This window comes from Sphingobacterium puteale (assembly GCF_003627955.1).
Lineage (GTDB): Bacteria > Bacteroidota > Bacteroidia > Sphingobacteriales > Sphingobacteriaceae > Sphingobacterium > Sphingobacterium puteale.
In genome coordinates, this window is sequence record NZ_RBWS01000015.1 from 95,923 (window position 1) to 115,934 (window position 20,012).

General features: G+C 39.8%; 12 protein-coding genes. 9 read left to right on the plus strand and 3 right to left on the minus strand.

Annotated elements, in window-relative coordinates; translation table 11 throughout:
* The first annotated feature begins 114 nt into the window (after positions 1-114).
* Positions 115-2,196 (plus strand): S9 family peptidase, encoded by a 2,082-nt coding sequence (locus D7322_RS19160; RefSeq protein WP_121125850.1) that lies wholly within the window; start codon positions 115-117, stop codon positions 2,194-2,196.
* Between the two features lie 62 nt (positions 2,197-2,258).
* On the opposite strand, the gene D7322_RS19165 is transcribed toward D7322_RS19160, so the two are convergent.
* Complete coding sequence (locus D7322_RS19165; RefSeq protein WP_121125851.1) at positions 2,259-3,206, minus strand: MlaD family protein; 948 nt, start codon at positions 3,204-3,206, stop codon at positions 2,259-2,261.
* Between the two features lie 62 nt (positions 3,207-3,268).
* The gene (locus D7322_RS19170) at positions 3,269-4,069 is read right to left on the minus strand and encodes an N-acetylmuramoyl-L-alanine amidase family protein (RefSeq protein WP_121125852.1); all 801 of its coding nucleotides are present in this window, start codon (positions 4,067-4,069) and stop codon (positions 3,269-3,271) included.
* Positions 4,070-4,225: 156 nt separating this feature from the next.
* Between D7322_RS19170 and D7322_RS19175 the strand changes: the two genes are divergently transcribed.
* The 3 genes from D7322_RS19175 to D7322_RS19185 all read left to right on the plus strand — a co-directional run bounded on the left by D7322_RS19175 (position 4,226) and on the right by D7322_RS19185 (position 9,766).
* Positions 4,226-6,901, plus strand: a complete 2,676-nt coding sequence (locus D7322_RS19175; RefSeq protein WP_245971384.1) for a putative LPS assembly protein LptD — start codon at positions 4,226-4,228, stop codon at positions 6,899-6,901.
* Positions 6,902-7,045: 144 nt separating this feature from the next.
* Positions 7,046-8,293 (plus strand): competence/damage-inducible protein A, encoded by a 1,248-nt coding sequence (locus tag D7322_RS19180; RefSeq protein ID WP_121125853.1) that lies wholly within the window; start codon positions 7,046-7,048, stop codon positions 8,291-8,293.
* A gap of 123 nt (positions 8,294-8,416) precedes the next feature.
* Positions 8,417-9,766 (plus strand): dihydrolipoamide acetyltransferase family protein, encoded by a 1,350-nt coding sequence (locus D7322_RS19185; protein ID WP_121125854.1) that lies wholly within the window; start codon positions 8,417-8,419, stop codon positions 9,764-9,766.
* Between the two features lie 151 nt (positions 9,767-9,917).
* On the opposite strand, the gene D7322_RS19190 is transcribed toward D7322_RS19185, so the two are convergent.
* Positions 9,918-11,291 carry an MATE family efflux transporter gene (locus D7322_RS19190; RefSeq protein ID WP_121125855.1) on the minus strand — a complete coding sequence of 458 codons (1,374 nt, stop codon included), beginning with the start codon at positions 11,289-11,291 and terminating at the stop codon, positions 9,918-9,920.
* Positions 11,292-11,530: 239 nt separating this feature from the next.
* Here D7322_RS19190 and D7322_RS29115 point away from each other — a divergent pair, with 239 nt between their 5' ends.
* The 5 genes from D7322_RS29115 (at position 11,531) to D7322_RS19215 (ending at position 20,004) form a co-directional block, all read left to right on the plus strand.
* Positions 11,531-12,046, plus strand: coding sequence for a Sec-independent protein translocase subunit TatA/TatB (locus tag D7322_RS29115; protein WP_121125856.1), 516 nt, complete (start codon positions 11,531-11,533; stop codon positions 12,044-12,046).
* An 85-nt stretch (positions 12,047-12,131) separates the two neighbouring features.
* Entirely contained in the window at positions 12,132-14,369 is a 2,238-nt protein-coding gene (locus tag D7322_RS19200) for a Tex family protein (RefSeq protein ID WP_121125857.1), read from the plus strand.
* Between the two features lie 127 nt (positions 14,370-14,496).
* Positions 14,497-15,204, plus strand: a complete 708-nt coding sequence (locus tag D7322_RS19205; RefSeq protein ID WP_147430490.1) for a hypothetical protein — start codon at positions 14,497-14,499, stop codon at positions 15,202-15,204.
* Between the two features lie 4 nt (positions 15,205-15,208).
* On the plus strand, positions 15,209-15,487 hold the full coding sequence (locus D7322_RS19210; RefSeq protein WP_121125859.1) for a hypothetical protein: 279 nt from the start codon (positions 15,209-15,211) through the stop codon (positions 15,485-15,487).
* A gap of 1,382 nt (positions 15,488-16,869) precedes the next feature.
* Positions 16,870-20,004, plus strand: coding sequence for a SusC/RagA family TonB-linked outer membrane protein (locus D7322_RS19215; RefSeq protein ID WP_121125860.1), 3,135 nt, complete (start codon positions 16,870-16,872; stop codon positions 20,002-20,004).
* Positions 20,005-20,012: the final 8 nt, after the last annotated feature.

Here is a 20,012-nt window from a genome sequence, read left to right on the forward strand (position 1 = left end):
ACTTACCTCTCCAAATAGCCGCCTTTTCACAAATAAGGCGGCTATTTTTGTGCTTTACTTAACATTTACTGGCAAAATCTGTAACTTGCAGGGATATTTTTCAGCATTATATATATGAAAAAACTTACAATATTTACATTAGCGATTATGGCATGCAACCTCGGCAATGCGCAAGAAAGCAAAGGTGGAAAGTCCAGTTTTAAAATGGTTGCAGAAACCCCACAACCTATTACCCCCAGTAAGCTTTGGGATCTCGGACGAGTATCTGCTGAAGGACTTTCCTCAGATGGTAAAACGTTGGTGTACGGTGTATCCAATTACAACCTGGAGAGCAATACAAGTGAGAAGAATCTTTTTACAGCTTCATTGACCAATGGTGCAGCTAGCCAATTTACCGATCAAAAGGGTGGGGAAACTGTTGTCCAAATCGAAAAAAATGGTGATGTGATCTATCTATCAAAAGGACATCTGTGGAAAAAGAATCTGACCAAAGGTGAAGCATTACAACTGACATCCGGTGAGATCGCTTTGGAAAATGTTAAATTTTCTCCAGATGGAACACATATTCTTTTTAGCCAGCCCGTATTGATCAAAAAATACCATAGTACCGATAAATATCCAGAATTGCCGAAGTCTGATGCCTACATCTATGATAATTTAGATTACCGTCATTGGGATACGTTCAATGATGGTAAATTCAACCATCCTTTTATTGCCAGTTACAGCGACGGTAAAATAGGAGAACCAGTAGATCTGCTCAAAGATCAGCCCTATTATAGTCCACAGGCACCTTTCGGCGGTGCAGAAGATTTTATCTGGTCTCCTGACAGCAAAGCAGTATTATATGTTTGCAAGAAAAACTTCGGAACAGATTATGCCATAAGCACGAATACGGATATCTACCGCTATGAGATTTCTTCCGGAGCCACGACAAACATTACTGAGGGCATGAATGGTTATGACATCGCACCAACTTATTCGCCGGACGGAAAAAGTCTCACTTGGCTCAGCATGAAAACCGAGGGCTACGAATCTGATAAAAATGACATCATCTTATTTGATAAAAACAACGCTATCCGTTTAAATCTGACTTCGCATTGGGATGGCACGATCAACAGTTTTATCTGGAGCAACGACAATCGTAAGATTTACTTTACTGCTGCAACCAAAGGCACCGTACAATTATTCGAACTGGAAGTCCCTTCGAATGTCAAATCGAAAAGTCTTCCAAAGATCCAGCAAATTTCAACCGGAGATTTTGATATTACAGGTATTGTAGGGCAAACTGGGGATAAATTGATCGTCACGTTGACAAAGTTTACACGTGCGACCGAAATTTTCAGCTTCGATCTCAAAAATAAGTCTTTGACAGCCATTACTAGGGTCAATGATGACAAGTATGCAACAATTGCTGAAAATAAAATTGAGAAACGGATTACAAAATCATCTGATGGCGCAGATTTATTTTCATGGGTAATCTATCCGCCAAATTTCGATCCCACAAAAAAATATCCAACAATACTTTACTGCGAAGGTGGACCGCAATCGGCACTCACCCAGTTTTATTCATTTCGCTGGAACCTACAGTTGATCGCATCCCAAGGTTACATTGTTATCGCACCAAACCGTAGAGGTATGCCAGGCTGGGGAGTCAAATGGAACGAAGCGATCTCCCAAGACTGGGGCGGTCAGCCGATCAGAGACTATTTGGCTGCAATAGATGATATTTCCAAGGAATCATATGTTGACACAACTCGCCGTGCAGCAATTGGAGCCAGCTATGGCGGCTATTCGGTTTACCAACTGGCTGGCGTACATCAAAACCGTTTTAAAACTTTCATTGCGCACAATGGTTTATTCGACATGAGAAGTTGGTATGGCACCACAGAAGAGCTATTCTTTGCAAATCATGAATTAGGCGGAGCATATTGGGATAACAAAAATGAAAAATCCTATACAGAATTTAATCCGATCGAAAAAGCAAACAACTGGCACACGCCTATTCTAATTTTTCAAGGTGGGAAGGATTACCGTGTTCCCATTGGCCAAGGTTTGGCAGCCTTTCAACTTGCGCAGCTAAAGAAGATAAAAAGTAGATTGGTCTATCTTCCTGACGAAAACCACTGGGTGTTATCCGGACAGAATGCCCAAGTTTGGCAAAGGGAATTCTTTACCTGGCTTAAAGAGACCCTATAAAAAAAGAAATCCTGCTAGCATATAGCAGGATTTCTTTTTTTATACCGAGTATCTTGGGAAGACTATTGTTCACCTTTTTTTCCAAAAATAGAAAGCTTAATATATTTCCCTGGTTTTTCTTTAATATCCCTCATCAGATTATCCATTTCTTTAGAAGCATTATTCAAATTGTTATATAGTTCTTCATCATTGAGCAATAGACCTATTGATCCCTTACCGTTGTTAATCTTACTGGTAATATTCTGAAAATCAGACATCGTTGCATTCACCTTATTCATGGTTTGCTCAAAATCCAATCGTGCGGCCTTATCTGTTATAGTGTTAAGATTAGCCATTATCGAATTGATTTTTTCACCATTTTGCGAGAAATTGGATGTGATGGATTCCAGGTTTGCCATGATCCTATTCAATCGTCCCTTCTCATCTCCAACCAAGCCTTCCACATCTTTTGTAATCCCTTCGACATTCTTCAACGATGTTGAAATACTATGGATACTGCTTTTAAAATCGTCCTGAAATTGCTTATCTAAAACTGTATTAACCACGGAAAGTGTAGAATCCAGCTTAATTGTAATGGTCTCTATACGCTTTTGAATCGGCTCAACCTTGTCCATAATATTGGGCTGTACACCTGAATTAAGAAAATCACCATCCTTGGCCATATCCGTACTATTGCCCATTTCAAATACAATCGCCTTGCTACCCAATAAATCTGTGCTTGAAATCCGGGCGATGGTATTTTTAGGAATATGATAATGGGAATGGATCTTAAATTCTGTTTTTATTTTACCATCTGGCTGCAAAGTCATTTTGGACACCCTACCTATTTGATAACCATTCACTAAAACCGGTTTGGAAGGTGTTAATCCATCGACTGTGTTATAAGTAGTAAAAAATGTATTATCGCTACTGAAAACGTCGTTTCCTTTTAGAAAACTGTACCCAATAAATAATAGCGCAATCGCAACGGTTGCTAATATGCCGACTTTTGTTTCGTTTGATATTTTCACAAATTATTTCTTTTGTAATGCATCATTAATATAAGTTTAAAACAGTACAAAAGCAAATCTGTTTAGCGTTCTACTGAATTTTTATAAATTTTTAAAGCTGAAACCAGATTATCGACAATCTCCTGTTGTCCTTCCTCTGACAATAGATAACTCTCTTCTTCCCTATTGCTGATAAATCCAATTTCTGTCAAGACAGCTGGCATACCTGCTTCTGCAAGTACAGCTAAACCTTTTTCCCAAAATCCTCGACTATGCCTTCCTGCTTTTACATACTCACCTTCAATCATTTGTGCTAACCGGATACTTTTTTCCCGGAATCTGTTTTTCATCAATGAGAAAATAATTGCACTTTCGGGATCTTTTGGATCAAATCCCTGATAGTTTTCTTTGTAATTCGATTCCAGCAAAAGCGATGCATTTTCTCGAACGGCAGCATCCTGCTGTCCTAGACGATGAGAACCTGACACTAAGCTTTCTGTTCCATGAGCACTGGAGCCACCGGAGTTACAGTGAATCGAAATAAACAGATCCGCTTTGTTTGCATTCGCTAGGCGAATACGCTTATATAATTCCACAAATTCGTCTGTTGTCCGCGTATAGATGATTTTAATCCCTGGAATATCTTTTTGAATTTGCCTTCCGAGCTTTAGTGCTACATCCAAAGCTACATTTTTTTCTAGGGATCGACGGCCCTGTGCCCCAGTATCTTTTCCACCATGCCCAGCATCAATAACAATAGTCTTGATCTGATAGTCGGGTGGCTCGGGTTGACCGTTGTTTAATTTGAAAGAATTCAATAAAAAAAATCCCAAAGTAGCAACTATAATGCTACACCATTTTCTAATTCTTAAATCTGATTTCATTGAATAATTATTTGCTCTACTATAAACGCAACAAAATGAGTCAATATTATTTCTTTAATAGATAACGATATTTAACATATTTTCTATTTGTTTTTTGACTAATTTTGTCCTTCGAAGTTTAACATTATTTCACAAAAATAACATTTGTCTTTAATTTTGAAGTCGTTAATCAACATTTTAACACTATTTATCATTCTTGCAACGAGCAATTCAACGTTGGCTCAGAGCAATATTCCATTAAAACAGAACGGACTTCAAAGTAAGGACGCTGGCTCGGCGAACAGTAAACTGCAGGATACAACAAAAATTAAGCCTATAGATTCTACCAAATCCGTTCAAGACACCTCCAAGAAAAAAGGCAGCGGTCTGCAGGCGGAAGTCAGCATTATTGCTGTTGATTCTCAAAAATCGGAAGTAGCAAAGAATATTAGTCATTTATATCGCGGAGCAAAAGTAAAGTATCAGGATTTTGAGCTTTCGGCTGATTATATCCGTCTTGACCGCAATCAGAAAAAGATCTTTGCGTCGGGGATATATGATAAAAGTGGTAAATATGTAGGACGTCCTATTGTCATTATGGGTAATGGTGAATCACCCAAAACAGTAGATTCACTTTATTATGATTATGAGAAACAGGAAGGAAACACCTATGGTATTATGACTGAGGTCGATGGAGGCTTTATCCAAGCCAATATCGTTCGAAAAAATATCTATGATGAGATGTCAATCTATAAGGGGCTATACAGTACTTGTAACCTCCCACAGCCACATACTCATTTCGGAATACATATCTCGAAAGGGATAGTGACCAAAAATCAGATTATCTCTGGCCCTGCATACCTGGTGGTTATGGGGGTACCTATGCCCGTAGCCTTCCCCTTTGCATTTTTTCCAAAGCCGGATAAAAGAGCTTCAGGATTTCTTTTCCCCTCTTTCGGAGAGGACTATACGCGCGGATTTTCCATGCGTGACATTGGTTGGTATTTAGCCTTCAATGATTATTGGGATAGTGAGATTCGAGGCTCATTATATTCTAAAGGCTCTTGGGAAGCTTCAGTAAACACCCGATATACAGTCAATTACAAATACAACGGTGGATTTAACATACGCTACGCCAATACGAAAGTCGGTGTGGAAGGTACCGATAACTATGGTTCAAATAAAGATTTCAATGTAACCTGGAACCATACCCAACGCCAGGAAGCTAATCCTGGAACATCGTTCTCCGCAAGTGTAAACTTTGGTACGGCCTCATACTTTCAAAATACAGGTACAGGAAGTAACCAGACAACCTATCAAAACCTGGCTCAAAACAGAATGGGTTCTTCCATCAGTTACGGAAAAGTCTTTGCCGATGGTAAGGTTAACTTAACAGCCAGTTTAACACATAGTCAAGATATGGCTAATAGGACTATTCAATTAAGTTTGCCAAATATCAGCTTAAACGTTTCTTCGTTCAATCCCTTTGACAGCAAAGATCGCGTAGGCGAACAAAAATGGTATCAGCGTATTAACGTTGGTTATAGTTTCCAGGCGCAAAATACAGTCTCCACAGCAGATTCACTTCTTTTCTCGTCAGGAGGCTTCAAAAGGTTCCAAAATGGCTTCCAACACAATATTCCGGTTAGCCTCTCACTTAACGCATTTAAATATTTTCAATTCAACACAAGTGTAAATTATACCGAACGTTGGTATTTCCAAAGCACTAGACAACGTATTGATAACACGCCATCGGGTTATAGACAACGACTCGATACTTTACAGGGGTTTAATCGTGCTTATGATTATTCCGTATCTACTGGTCTTTCTACAAAAATCTATGGTATGTATCCAAAGATCGGAAAAATTCAAGCGATCAGACACGTTGTTACCCCGTCAATCAATCTGAACTACAGACCAGATTTTTCGGATCCCCGCTATGGATTTTACCAACATTATAATGACCAATACGGCAACCGCAACGTATATTCCATCTTCGCTCAGGGCATCTATGGATCTCCTTCTGCAGGAAAATCTGCTGGTATAGGCTTCTCAATTGACAACAATATTGAGGCTAAAGTAAAAAGCAAATCTGACACCACCGACGGCGGTTTCAAAAAGATTCCAATTCTCCAGGGTTTGACCTTTAGCGGAAATTACAATTTCGTAGCAGATTCATTGAAACTGTCTCCGATAACTTTTTCAGGCAGGACGGCCTTTTTCGACCAGAAGATGAACGTAAATTTTAACGGGACCTTTGATCCTTATTCTATAGACAATAATGGCGTCCGAATCAACAGATATGCGATCAAAGATGGAAGTTTGGCCCGCCTGACGAACTTCGGCCTATCCTTTGACTATAGCCTAAATCCAAAAGCAGCCAAATCACGTAATAACAATATTGATTCGCTGCGGAAAGAAATGTCCGGTGCCGGGATGACCCCGGAGCAGGCGCAGGCTTTAGCCCGGATCAGTTCCGATCCGAATGCCTTTGTGGACTTTAATATACCCTGGAATCTAGCGGCTTCATTCAGCTTTAACATGTCTAAGTTCTTCAACTCAAGCACACGTCGAATGGACAACCAGATTACAAGTACGTTGAATTTACATGGCGATTTCAGTGTTACCCCTAAATGGAAAGTTACCTTTCAATCCGGCTACGATTTCAAACAAAAAGAAGTCGTCATGACTTCTTTTAATATCTACCGAGATTTACACTGTTGGGATATGTCCTTTGGTTGGATGCCATTCGGACGATATCGGAGTTATAATGTCACTATCCGGGCGAAGGCATCCATCTTGCAAGACCTCAAACTGACAAAAAGAGCAAGTTCTGGAGGCGGTTATTTTTAAAATAACCGCTTTTTTTTATTCCACTTACCTAAGTTCCTATACAAGATTCACTTCCATTGTACTCGAATGCATTCATTTTAAACCCCTTCTTATCAAAACAATTTTAGCCTATCGTTGATCCGTAATTTTACGTAAGTTTATACTATGAAAGCAGAAATTATCACTATTGGAGACGAGATTCTTATAGGACAGATTATCGATACCAATTCCAGCTGGATTGCACAACAATTAAGAAAATTCGAAATTGATATTGTCCAGATGACATCCATTCCCGATACAGAGGAAGCTATTTTCAATACATTAAAAAGTGCTTCCGCAAGAGCCGATTTGATTTTAATTACAGGCGGACTCGGTCCAACAAAAGACGATGTTACTAAAAATACCGCTGCCAAATATTTTGGTACAACCTTAATTCGGGACGAAAAAGTACTCCAGCATGTCACCAGTTTCTTTGAAGCCCGTAATCTGGAAATGCTAGAGATTAACAAACAGCAAGCTGACGTATTGGCTAACTGTGAAATACTGTTCAACGATTATGGCACAGCTCCCGGCATGTTGGTTTCAAAAGAACAAAAGAATTATATCTTTATGCCCGGCGTCCCATTCGAAATGAAACATTTGATGGAAAAACGTGTCTTTCCATTGATCGCACAGCAAAGTAAAGATATATTTATCCATCATGAGACAATACTCGTTGGCGGTATCGGAGAATCCTATCTTGCAGAAGAAATAAAGGATATTGAAGACGAACTTCCCTCAACCATTAAATTAGCATATTTGCCCACATTGGCCTTTATCCGCTTACGGCTTTCTGGAAAAAGTAAAAACAGCGCAGATATTCTTCAAGAGGTCAAACTCTTTAAGAGTAAACTTCTGCATCGCTTAAAAAATTATGTCATTGCGGATTACGACACCAGCATTGAAGCATTTTTAATCAAGGAGTTTACGCATCAGGGGCTTACATTGACTACCGCTGAAAGCTGTACAGGGGGTAGTTTGGCTGCGTCATTAACAGCCAATCCGGGTAGCAGCGAGATCTTCGTCGGTGGTACTATCCCCTATTCCAATCGGCTAAAACAACAGTTATTGGCAGTCAAAGAAACGACTTTAGATCAATTCGGGGCAGTCAGTGAACAAACTGCCATCGAAATGGCAGCTGGAGCAAAAGCAACATTTAGTACCGATTATGCCATTGCCACCACTGGGATAGCAGGTCCGGGGGGAGGATCCGCGGACAAACCCGTGGGAACTGTCTGGATTGCAGTAGCCGGAAAAAAAGAAATTATCACAAAAAAGTTTCAATTCAACAATGACAGACTCGTCAATATCGAGCGCACACGCATGAATGCTCTTCTTCTACTTTGGAAACTGCTTATAAAAGAAGAAGAATAAGAACCGGATGAACATAAAATAATATTTCAATAAAATCGTTTTTTAAGGAATAATATTTTAAATTGTTGAAAGTAAACCACAATTTAATTAACTTCGTTTTTCTATAACGAGATTGCTAAAAATATGGCTTTATATAAACTCTTACTTCCAAAAATGGGAGAAAGTGTATCGGAAGCAACAATTACCAAATGGTTAAAACAACCAGGTGACCTGATTGAAGAAGATGACACTTTATTGGAAATCGCAACAGATAAAGTTGATTCGGAAGTACCTTCTCCTGTTAAAGGTATTTTGAAAGAACAACTTTATACCAAGGACCAAATCGTCCAGGTTGGGGATGTCGTTGCAATTATAGAAGTAGAAGGAGACAACGAAACAAGTGAACCAGCCGTTCAAGCGGAGGAAAGCCCAAGGGATCAAGCTACAGGCTCAGGCGAAGCTTCAGATCTGGAAATACCGGGTCTAGATCAATTAGAGAGTCCTAAAGAAGAAGTTACTCCGGTTCATTACGAGCACACGACTCGTTTTTATTCACCGTTGGTAAAAAACATAGCCCGTCACGAGGGACTATCTCTCGGAGAGCTTGATCGCATCCAAGGTACCGGAGTTGAAGGCCGGGTAACAAAAGAGGACATTCTTTCTTATGTTTCCAATCGAGGGTCTCGCCAAAATATAGATCATTCAAAACCGGAGATCGCTCCTGTTATCGAGAACGAACCTGTACAAGCTGTTCCGACGGCAACTGTCCATACTGTGGCAAATGGCCATGACGAAATTATTGAAATGGACCGTATGCGACGCTTGATTTCTGACCACATGGTCAAGAGCGTTCAAGTATCCCCACATGTCTGTTCATTTGTGGAAGCGGATGTCACTAACCTCGTGCTCTGGCGCAATAAAGTAAAAGATGCCTATAAAAAACGTGAGGGAGAGAATATAACATTCACACCACTGTTTATAGAAGCAATTACCAAGGCGCTAAAAGACTTTCCTTTGGTTAATATATCAATAGACGGTTATAATATTATCAAAAAGAAAAATATCAATATAGGTATGGCGGCAGCGTTGCCCAATGGCAATCTCATTGTCCCCGTAATAAAAAATGCCGATCAACTGAGTCTGGTAGGGCTGAGCAAATCGGTTAATGACCTTGCACAACGCTCACGCGCCAATAAACTAAAACCTGATGATACCCAAGACGGAACATTTACATTTACCAACATAGGTGCCTTTGGCAATATTATGGGAACACCGATTATCAATCAACCTCAAGCTGCAATATTGGCAGTCGGCACCATAACAAAAAAACCCGCTGTGATTGAAACGGAATACGGCGATATGATCGGAATCCGACATATGATGTATCTTTCCCTGTCTTACGATCATCGTGCAATAGATGGTGCCTTAGGCGGCATGTTCTTAAAACGGGTTGCGGACTATCTCGAAAACTGGGATAGCAACAGAGAAATCTAATGGCAACAACATCGTCAAAAAAATGGCTGTCAAAAAGTGATATAAATATTTTTGAACAGCCATTTTTTTATTTTAAAATATTTCTACACGAGGGTACCTCAAATAGTTTATTTCCGACACATCACACACATTTATAGATATTTATACGTTTTTATAGCTTACTATTTTCAAATTGGAATTTCTTTTTCTTTATCACCAATTGGAAGCGTAAATAAAGTAAAAGAGACGAAGTCAATAAGCCTAAAGTAAGACCATACCAAATGCCTTTAATACCCCAGTCAAAGAGTATCCCCATTACATAACCACTCGGCAACCCGATAATCCAATAGGCGATAAAAGTGATGATGGTTGGAATATTAACATCTCCCATACCTCTTAAAACCCCCAGCCCAACGACTTGTGTACCATCAAATAGCTGAAAAAGACCTGCAATGATCAGTAATTGAGCTGCGATAACAACCACTGCTTTATCCGAGGTAAAAATGTATGGCAAATAATTATTAAAAATTGCAAATAAGGAAGCAGTAATCAGCATAAAAAGTAAAACCAGCTGATAAGATGTGATGGCAAAGCGCTCCAAGCGGAACAGATTTCTATTTCCATAGCTATTTCCCACTTTAATTGTTGCTGCAGCAGCGATACCACTTGCCATCATATATGTCATCGCGGCGAGCTGAATAGCGACCTGATGAGAAGCCTGTGCGGTAGCACTAATTGTTCCCGCCAGTAATGATGCTCCTGCAAACGCACCGATTTCGAAAACATATTGCATCGCGACCGGAGCTCCGATCCGCAATATTTTCCCAAATCTTACCCGATCTATGACTGTAATTTTAAAATGTTGTATATAACCATTGAACTTCTTCGAACGCAAGACATAAGTCATCATCACTGACATCATCAAAATACGGTCAATCAACGTACTATATCCAACACCTTTCACTCCCATGGGCGTAATTCCGAACATGCCCTTGACGAAGATGATAGCCAAGATAATATTGAGAACATTTCCCCATATGGTTACGTTCATGGCTTGTTTAGTAAATCCCAAACCTTCGGCAAATTGTTTAAATGTACTGAATACCATTAAAGGTAACATGGAAAGACTTAGAATAAGTAAATAAGGTTTCGCCTCTTTGACAACAGCCGGATCCTGATTCAGATGATCAATTGCAAGCATAGAGCCAAAATAAACTAAACAGAACAATAATATTCCTGTAATGATATTCAACCAGAAACTATTTGATAACAATACTGCACACTCCTTCTTGTTATCACGGCCATTTTCCTGAGCAATCAATGGTGTGATACCATAAGCAATTCCTAATCCAATGACCATAACGATCATAAAAACAGCATTCACCAAGGACACAGCAGCCAATGGAATCGTTCCAGCAAAATGTCCGACAATAACGCTATCGGCGGTATGTACCAAGGTATGTCCCAGCTGCGAAATGACAACCGGTCCGGCCAATACAATTGTACTTTTATAATACGGCTTGAATGTTTTAAATTTTCCCAACATAATCAATTCCTCAAAAAATAGGCACAAAAATACGAAGTTATTTCCGATCTATCGTCATATTAAAAATTATTTAGCAAAAATATAACAAAATTTACCCGACAAGTATCAACCCATTGTTAAGTAATTTTTATGTTTCAAATACCTTAAAATTATCTTAAATTTACCCGTTGGTCTAAGAACTATAGAAATATAAATGTAACTTAGCATCTAGTTAGTAATCAAAAGAAGAGGAAAAGAGTATGTACAATCCAGTAATAACATTCCTAAACATCGGAACACAGGAAATGATTTTAATCGTGTTTGCGATCTTGTTACTTTTTGGTGGCAAGAAGCTTCCTGAATTGGCCAGAGGTTTAGGAAGAGGGATACGAGAGTTCAAAGATGCATCTGAAGGCATCAAACGAGAGATTTCAGATCAGATCAATAATTTCGAAAAAGACATAGACACGAAGACAGAGGTCAAAGAGGAGACCGTTCCAAATGAAGTAAAAGTTGCGGAAGAGCAAGCGAAAGCTGAACAAGAAAACCAAGCTGTGGAAACAGCTGAAAATACGGAATCTGAACCAGCAAAGAAAAAATATGAATTTTCAACTCCCGCAGGGGTGGTGGAGCACAATCCACATAAGCAATTGGATTACGGAGAAGAACCTTCTCATATCACTTACGGATATAATGACCACTTTGCTGAGGGCAAAAATAACGAAGGCGAGCAAAAGAAACCTTCAGAACAGGATAACACCAACAAACCTGCTTAACCTTATTACATTAATTTACAATTAGATATTTAATAGAGCTGTTGAATCGTTATTCAACAGCTTTCCTTTTTAAAGTATACCAATAATGAGCTTATTATCACACGAAATTACAATTGCTAACGAGCTATCCATAAGCGAAAAACAAGTTCGCACGACAATCGAACTATTAGACGAGGGCGCCACTGTTCCATTTATTTCCCGTTATCGTAAAGAGATGACCGGCAGCCTGGATGAAGTTCAAATCACCAATATCAGAGATCGCAATCAACAGTTAAAGGAACTGGACAAACGCAAAGAAGCTGTATTAAAATCCATCAATGATCAAGGAAAATTGACAGCAGAACTTGAACAACAAGTCATGACCGCCGAGACTATGGCAAATCTGGAAGATATTTACCTACCTTATAAGCCAAAGCGCAAAACAAGAGCCAGTGTTGCCCGCGAAAAAGGATTACAGCCTTTGGCAGATCTCCTTTTGGCCCAAGACCAGGTTGATTTTCTGGCACTTGCAAGTTCGTTGGTTGACGAGGAAAAAGGGGTTAAAAATACTGAAGAGGCTTTAGCTGGGGCACGTGATATCATTGCTGAAATTATTGCTGAAGATGCCACCGTGCGGTCTAAATCAAGAGCGATATTCCTGGAAAAAGGAGAATTTGTATCAAGAGTAGTTCCCGGAAAAGAGGAAGCAGCGATTAAATATAAAGATTATTACGAATGGTCAGAGTCATTAAAAGATGCTCCCTCCCATCGTGTTCTGGCGATGCGCCGTGGTGAAAAAGAAGAATTGCTTTATCTGGATATCGACATCAATGAAGAAGATATTCTCCCAACCATTGAATCTATATATATCAAAGCTTCCAACGAGGCGGCTTCACAAGTAAAATTAGCATTGACAGACAGCTATAAGCGATTATTGAAACCGTCTATGGAAACAGAAATTCGTGTGTTGACCCGTCAAAAAGCAGATGAAGAAGCGATCAAAGTTTTTGCGGACAATGTTCGCCAATTGCTTTTAGCAGCACCATTGGGACAGAAAAGACTACTTGCAATAGATCCCGGATTCCGAACAGGATGTAAAACCGTTGTATTGGATGAACAAGGTCAGCTCAAAGAAAACACGGCAATTTTTCCACACAATGGAGCAAATGGACTTGCAGAAGCACAGAAAACAATCAACTATTTAGTATCGAAACATGATATTCAGGCCATTGCGATCGGTAATGGAACCGCGGGACGTGAGACTGAAGATTTTATAAAAAAGCTGGGGCTCAACAACGTTACTATTGTGATGGTCAATGAAAGTGGAGCCTCTATCTATTCAGCCTCAGAAACAGCCCGGGAAGAATTTCCTGATCACGATATTACTGTACGTGGTGCCGTATCAATCGGAAGGAGATTAATGGATCCACTGGCTGAACTTGTCAAAATTGACCCTAAGTCAATTGGCGTAGGACAGTATCAACATGATGTAGACCAAAATAAGCTGCAGACGTCTTTGGACGATACTGTCATCAGCTGTGTAAACGCTGTAGGTGTGGAATTGAACACGGCATCCAAACAAATTCTTTCGTACGTCTCTGGGCTAGGACCATCCTTGGCACAACAGATTATTAAATATAGAAATGAAAATGGTCCGTTTACTTCACGTCGTGAATTAAAAAAAGTTCCGCGTCTCGGAGATAAAGCTTTTGAACAAGCAGCAGGCTTTCTTCGGATCAGACATGCGGACAATCCGCTGGATTCCTCGGCCGTACACCCCGAACGTTATGCCTTGGTTGAACAGATGGCCAAAGATTTAGGTAAAAAAGTAGAAGATTTACTCAAAGATGCTGAATTAAGAAAATCCATTCCATTGAAAAACTATATTTCTGAGGAAGTTGGGCTACCAACATTAAATGATATTCTGAATGAGCTTGCCAAACCGGGGCTTGACCCGAGGGAAAAGTTTGAAGCTTTTTCATTTACCGAAGGCGTCAATAGCATTGGCGACCTACGCATTGGGATGAAACTTCCTGGTATCGTTACCAACATTACAAACTTTGGTGCTTTTGTTGATATCGGTGTACATCAAGATGGCTTGGTACACCTGAGCCAATTATCCAACCGATATATATCCGACCCACATGAGGTAGTCAAAGTGCAGCAGCATGTGACAGTAACGGTGACCGAAGTGGATGAGAAACGCAACCGTATTGCCCTATCGATGAAAACAGATGAAAAACCTGTTCTCCCCAAGAATAAACGAAATGAGAGCAAACGGCAAGCGGAACCAGAAACAGACATGGCGAGTAAACTGGCCGCGTTGGCAAGTAAGTTCAAATAAATCCTACGATTAAATAAAGGCTGATTCTTTGCTAAAGAATCAGCCTTTATTATTGCTTCTCAATCTTCAATAGACAGTTCAATACTTTTATTTTGTATCTTTAGAAGACAACAAGCCTTAATATGATATGAGACACGGTGTTATACTCTTGTGCCTTTCACTGGTAATGCTGCATTTTCAAGCGAAGGCCCAATTGGGCGAGGGAGCGTATATTTCCCAAACCGGCACAAGCAAAAACTTAATTTTGATCAAAGATCATTATCTCTCCTTCATCGACTATGATGACAGCAAAAAGCAATTTGGTTATACCTGGGGTGGCCCCATACAACAACAAGGTAATAATACCAGCATTATGATCGAATATGACACAAAAGATTCGACCCATATTGGGAAGACAGCCAATCTTTACTTTAAAATACAAAATGACGCTATCCAAATAAAGACACCGGACTCCGAGCGAATTTTCAAAAGGCAGAAAGCCATCGCACAAGATTTAGATGCTTTATGGAGAATTACGGGCAGGCAGCAAGAAGCCAAGATGCATGAGATTCCAAAAGCGGACCGCAAGACAATAAAGATATTGGTAGACGGTTATTTCCAATGGATTGCCATTAACCCAGCCCAAAAAGGATTTTATGGAACAGGGGGTGGATACTATAGTTTCAAAAACAATCTTTACACAGAAAAAATACTTTTCTTTTCAAGGGATAATACAAGAGTAGGACAAGAGCTCCACTTTAACGGAAAACTGGAAAATAACGAATGGCACCACAGTGGAAAAAGTTCCAAGGGAGATGATATTTATGAAATCTGGAGCAAAGAATTAGCAAATTAACAAGATGACAATAGAAGAATTTCAATCATTAGACAGTCCTATTCATCATTGGTCTGCGGTACAAAAATCGTTGTGGTATGACAAAAAAGGGGATTGGAAAACAGCACATGATCTCATTGATCAGCTAGATGGATTAGATGCCGCCCATGTACATGCCTATCTACACCGCAAAGAAGGAGACCCTTGGAATGCCCGTTATTGGTACAACCGAGCCAAACAAACGGTCTATACAGGTAGTTTAGAGGCTGAATGGGCTGAATTATTCAAACTATATTTCCAATAGCGCGAATCATCATTATTCTAACCCCAAAAAGATGCCCCTTAGTCGGCCTGTGCGGGTATCCTCAGCTCCTCTAGTTTATTTCTCCTAAATTTTATTTACAAGCTGTTCACAAGCAAAACAATATATTTAGTGATTGTAAAAAATAATAAATATAGCCCATAAATACAACAACACAAATCCACAATGCATTTGAGTAACAAAAATAACACAAAGGAAAAATAATAAAAGACCAATAGCGAAATGGCATGAATATTGACCATAATTTTCTATACTTTAAAAAGTATACTTTTCATAAATTTAGGTTAATAATTGGTTAGGTTAAACACCTGAAGCTCCCCGCTTCAGGTGTTTTTTTCTACAACAACTAATGTCGATAATTAAATCCAAGTACCCCTTATCTGTCTTATTTTAAAATCAATAATTTATTCCTGAAAAAGATCCCAATGAACGACATAATGTATATAAAGATCCGGTGTATAAAAGTGTTGTCATCAGGATGAAAAAGAAACTTGCCAGCCAAATGCGCGAATTTGATGACAAGGAAGCCGAAGCGATTTATAAGGTAAATATCGATCGGTAACTAAAAAGAGGGAATCCGCCGCTGGAAATTTATGAATGAACAGAGCGATAAATGAAATTAGGAATAAAAACGCCTACACCGGAAATCTTGGCCGCCGGTTGCCCCAACCTTATACCGGCTTTTGTCCAGACTGCTTATGAGCAAATTCCACCATTCATCCGGCTATGACCGAGAGATCACCTATCGATGACCTACCCAGATAGGTTAGCGGTAGGTGCCAGTCTGAGATACTGGCGACCACAACCCATAGTCGGGGCGAACAAAGGCAATGATTGCTGCGAAGCGAAGGCTTACAACCAAACACTTCACTGCGCCTGCATTATCCGCCGTCGAGGAAGAGTCTGAGCTAGAAAGAAAAATCAATTTCGGAGAACAATAAAGCTGCACCTAACATCGGTTCGGCGAAATGCAGAATAAAAAGAAAAACTCAAATTTCGGATTTCTGTTCCAAAAATGCTGTTGATATTAGCTTTGTTTATTAATTCAGCCACTTTTTCAAAATCTTAAGCATCGGGCTTTTACCGATGAACGCATCAGTATACATTGGGCGCAACGGGCTTTCATCTTACTGAGAGTTCTATTCAAGCATTCTGACCTTTTTATTACAAAAAACACAAAAATAAAGTATAGTTATCAGGTGGATTTTATATATTTGCATTAACATTTTTTAACACATGAAACTAAACTATCTACTAATGCCTGAAAAACGAATGCCACAAGGAGATATTTTTCCAGGTAATTATTAAATGTCTCCGATAACCCTTTCAAACAGAAAATAATAACTCATTATTAATATTTTAATATGGCAAAAAACAACATAGATTTTGTCGTACTGGCAGCGCTTTGCTTAAGCACGGGCACGCTATACGCTCAATCTACCATAAAAGGTAAAGTAGTCGATAACAACAGCAGCCCTATTCAAGGTGCAACGATTACAGAAATAATAAGTAAAAAACAGGTGCAAACGGATGCAAACGGCCTATTCGAATTACCGTCAAATAGTAATTCCATCAGCATCCAGGTTCAATATATTGGTTTTGATTCCAAAACTGTCCAAACCAATCCAAATGGGCTTACCACTATTCAACTGTTACCAGCGAGTTCCCAACTGGATGAAGTCGTCGTGACAGCATTAAATATCTCAAAAGAAAAAAAGACATTGGGATATGCGATCCAAGAATTGAAAGGTAAGGATCTTTCAGAAGCGAAAGAAAGCAATCTTGTGAATTCACTCGCCGGAAAAGTGGCCGGGGTTCAAATAACAAATAGCCAAGGCAATATGGGCTCCTCCAGAATTATCATTCGCGGGGAAACTTCCATCGCGGGTAACAATCAACCTTTGTTTGTTATTGATGGAACGCCGGTAGACAACTCGCAGCTGGGGACAAGCGGCAATAGGGATTATGCAAATGCGATATCAGATATCAATAGTGAAGATATAGAATCCATGAGTGTATTAAAAGGTCCTAATGCTGCTGCACTATATGGGTCAAGAGCGGCGGCCGGGGTAATTTTAATTACGACAAAATCTGGAAAGAAGCGCAAAGGGCTGGGAATTAATGTAAACTCAAACAATACCATTGAACGTCTTGCTGTGCTGCCAGATTACCAAAATGTTTTTGGTCAGGGGGCAGACGGTAAATTCAGCTATGTCGATGGAAAAGGTGGCGGACTCAATGATGGCGTGGATGAAAGCTGGGGACCGAAAATGGATGGACGTTTGATACCTCAATTTTATTCGAAAGGAGAAGCAGTACCTTTCTTACCGCACCCCAATAACGTACGGAGTTTCTTCGGTACTGGCAGAACTTTAAACAATGGAATTTCCATTGCAGATGCTACAGATAAAATTGATTACCGCTTTTCATACAATAACAGTAATCAAACTGGTATCATTCCGAATTCTTCAATCGAAAAGAATAACTTTAACATTAACACGCGATACAAAATCACGGAAGATCTGACTTTGACTGCTAATGCGAATTACGTACGCACAAATTCGGGCAATTTGCCTGGTGTTGGGGGGTTCCGTTCCAATGGTTATATGCTTCAATTTACCTGGTTCGGACGCCAAGTTGACGTTGCGCGATTGAAAAACTACCGTGATGAGAATGGGAACCTTGTAAACTGGAATAACAGCTACTATAGCAACCCCTATTTTATTGCAGAAGAAAATACGGTACAGCAACAACGCGACCGTATATTTGGAAACGTAGGTTTAAACTATAAAATCAACAAGTTTCTGACAGCGAACTTCCGTTCCGGCAACGATTATTATACAGATCGACGAAAAATACGGATTGCCTATGGTACCAATGGTACACCTTATGGTTCCTATGAGGAAGATGCTTATACTGTAAATGAAAATAACACAGAGTTTACTTTAAATTACAATAGACCGCTTTCCGATGATTTTACTTTGGACATCTTAGGTGGTGGAAATATACGTAGCCAATCGCGACAACGCAACAACCAAAAAGCACCACGTCTGGCAGTGCCAGATGTATACACCTTAGCGAACTCAAGAGATGCCCTGATTTCAACAAGTGAGTATAGCCCATTAAAAGCATACAGTGTCTTCTCCTCAGCTCAGTTGGGCTATAAGAATTACGCTTTTTTGAACCTAACAGCCCGTAACGATTGGTCATCTACTTTACCAGTAGACAATCTTTCCTATTTCTATCCATCGGCAAATGCAAGTGTGGTACTGACAGACGCTTTCCCCATTCAAGGCGATATATTGTCATTCTGGAAATTACGCGGCGGATGGTCTAAAGTTGGTAAGGATACAGATCCTTTTAATTTAATTGATTCTTATCCTTTCAGTACCCCCTTTAATAATAACCCGATACTCTCAGTCAATGATATTAAGAAAAATCCTGACCTGAAACCCGAAACGACAACCTCTACCGAATTAGGGACTGAATTAGCCTTTTTCAAGAATCGGGTACGGTTAGACCTGAGTTTATATAATATCAATAGTATCAACCAAATCTTGGCCGTGGATGTGAGCCCCTCAACAGGTTATAAAAAGCAACTTGTCAATGCCGGAAAAATCAACAACAAAGGCCTTGAAATCCAGCTAGGGGTTACACCCGTGAAAAAGGAGAATTTCCAATGGGATATCAACGTCAACTTTGCAACCAATAAAAGTAAGGTCGTGGAACTTGACGAAAAGGGGTTATTACAAAGTTACATTATCGGCTCTTCGGGTACCGTCCAAGTCCTGGCAGCTGTGGGCAAACCCTATGGAACACTTTATGGAACAGGATTCTTACACGATTCTCAAGGTCGTCTCGTTCTAAGCGACGGAACACCCACCGCTGATCCTGTCAATCACTATTTCGGCAAATTTACCCCAGACTGGCTGGGCGGCATCACGAATCAATTCCGCTATAAAAACTTCGATCTAAGCTTTCTGGTCGATATCAAACATGGCGGTAAATTGTATTCGGGAACCAATGCAACAGGAAGGGGTACAGGAGTACTTGCATCTACGCTCCCTGGAAGAGATGCCGAACATGGCGGTTTAAATTATACCACGGTAGACAAATTAACAAATGAGACGATAGCGCATGATGATGGTATTCTTGTCGATGGCGTAAATGCAGATGGGTCAAAAAATACAACGGTCATCTCGGCACAACAATATTATAAAGCGCTATATCGGGTCAATGAACCAAATGTTTTCGACGCTTCCTATATAAAACTTCGTGAGGTGAAACTAGGTTACCAACTTCCGGGTCATTGGGTTTCTAAAATTGGTTTCCAAGGTGCTTCTTTCGCTCTGGTCGCTAGAAATCTATGGATTATCCATAAAAACACACCGAATATTGATCCAGAAACAGCTTTTAATACAGGTAATGCGCAAGGATTGGAAAGTTTGCAGTTACCAACTACCAGAAGCTTTGGTTTCAATTTAAATTTTAAGTTTTAAGTAATCGA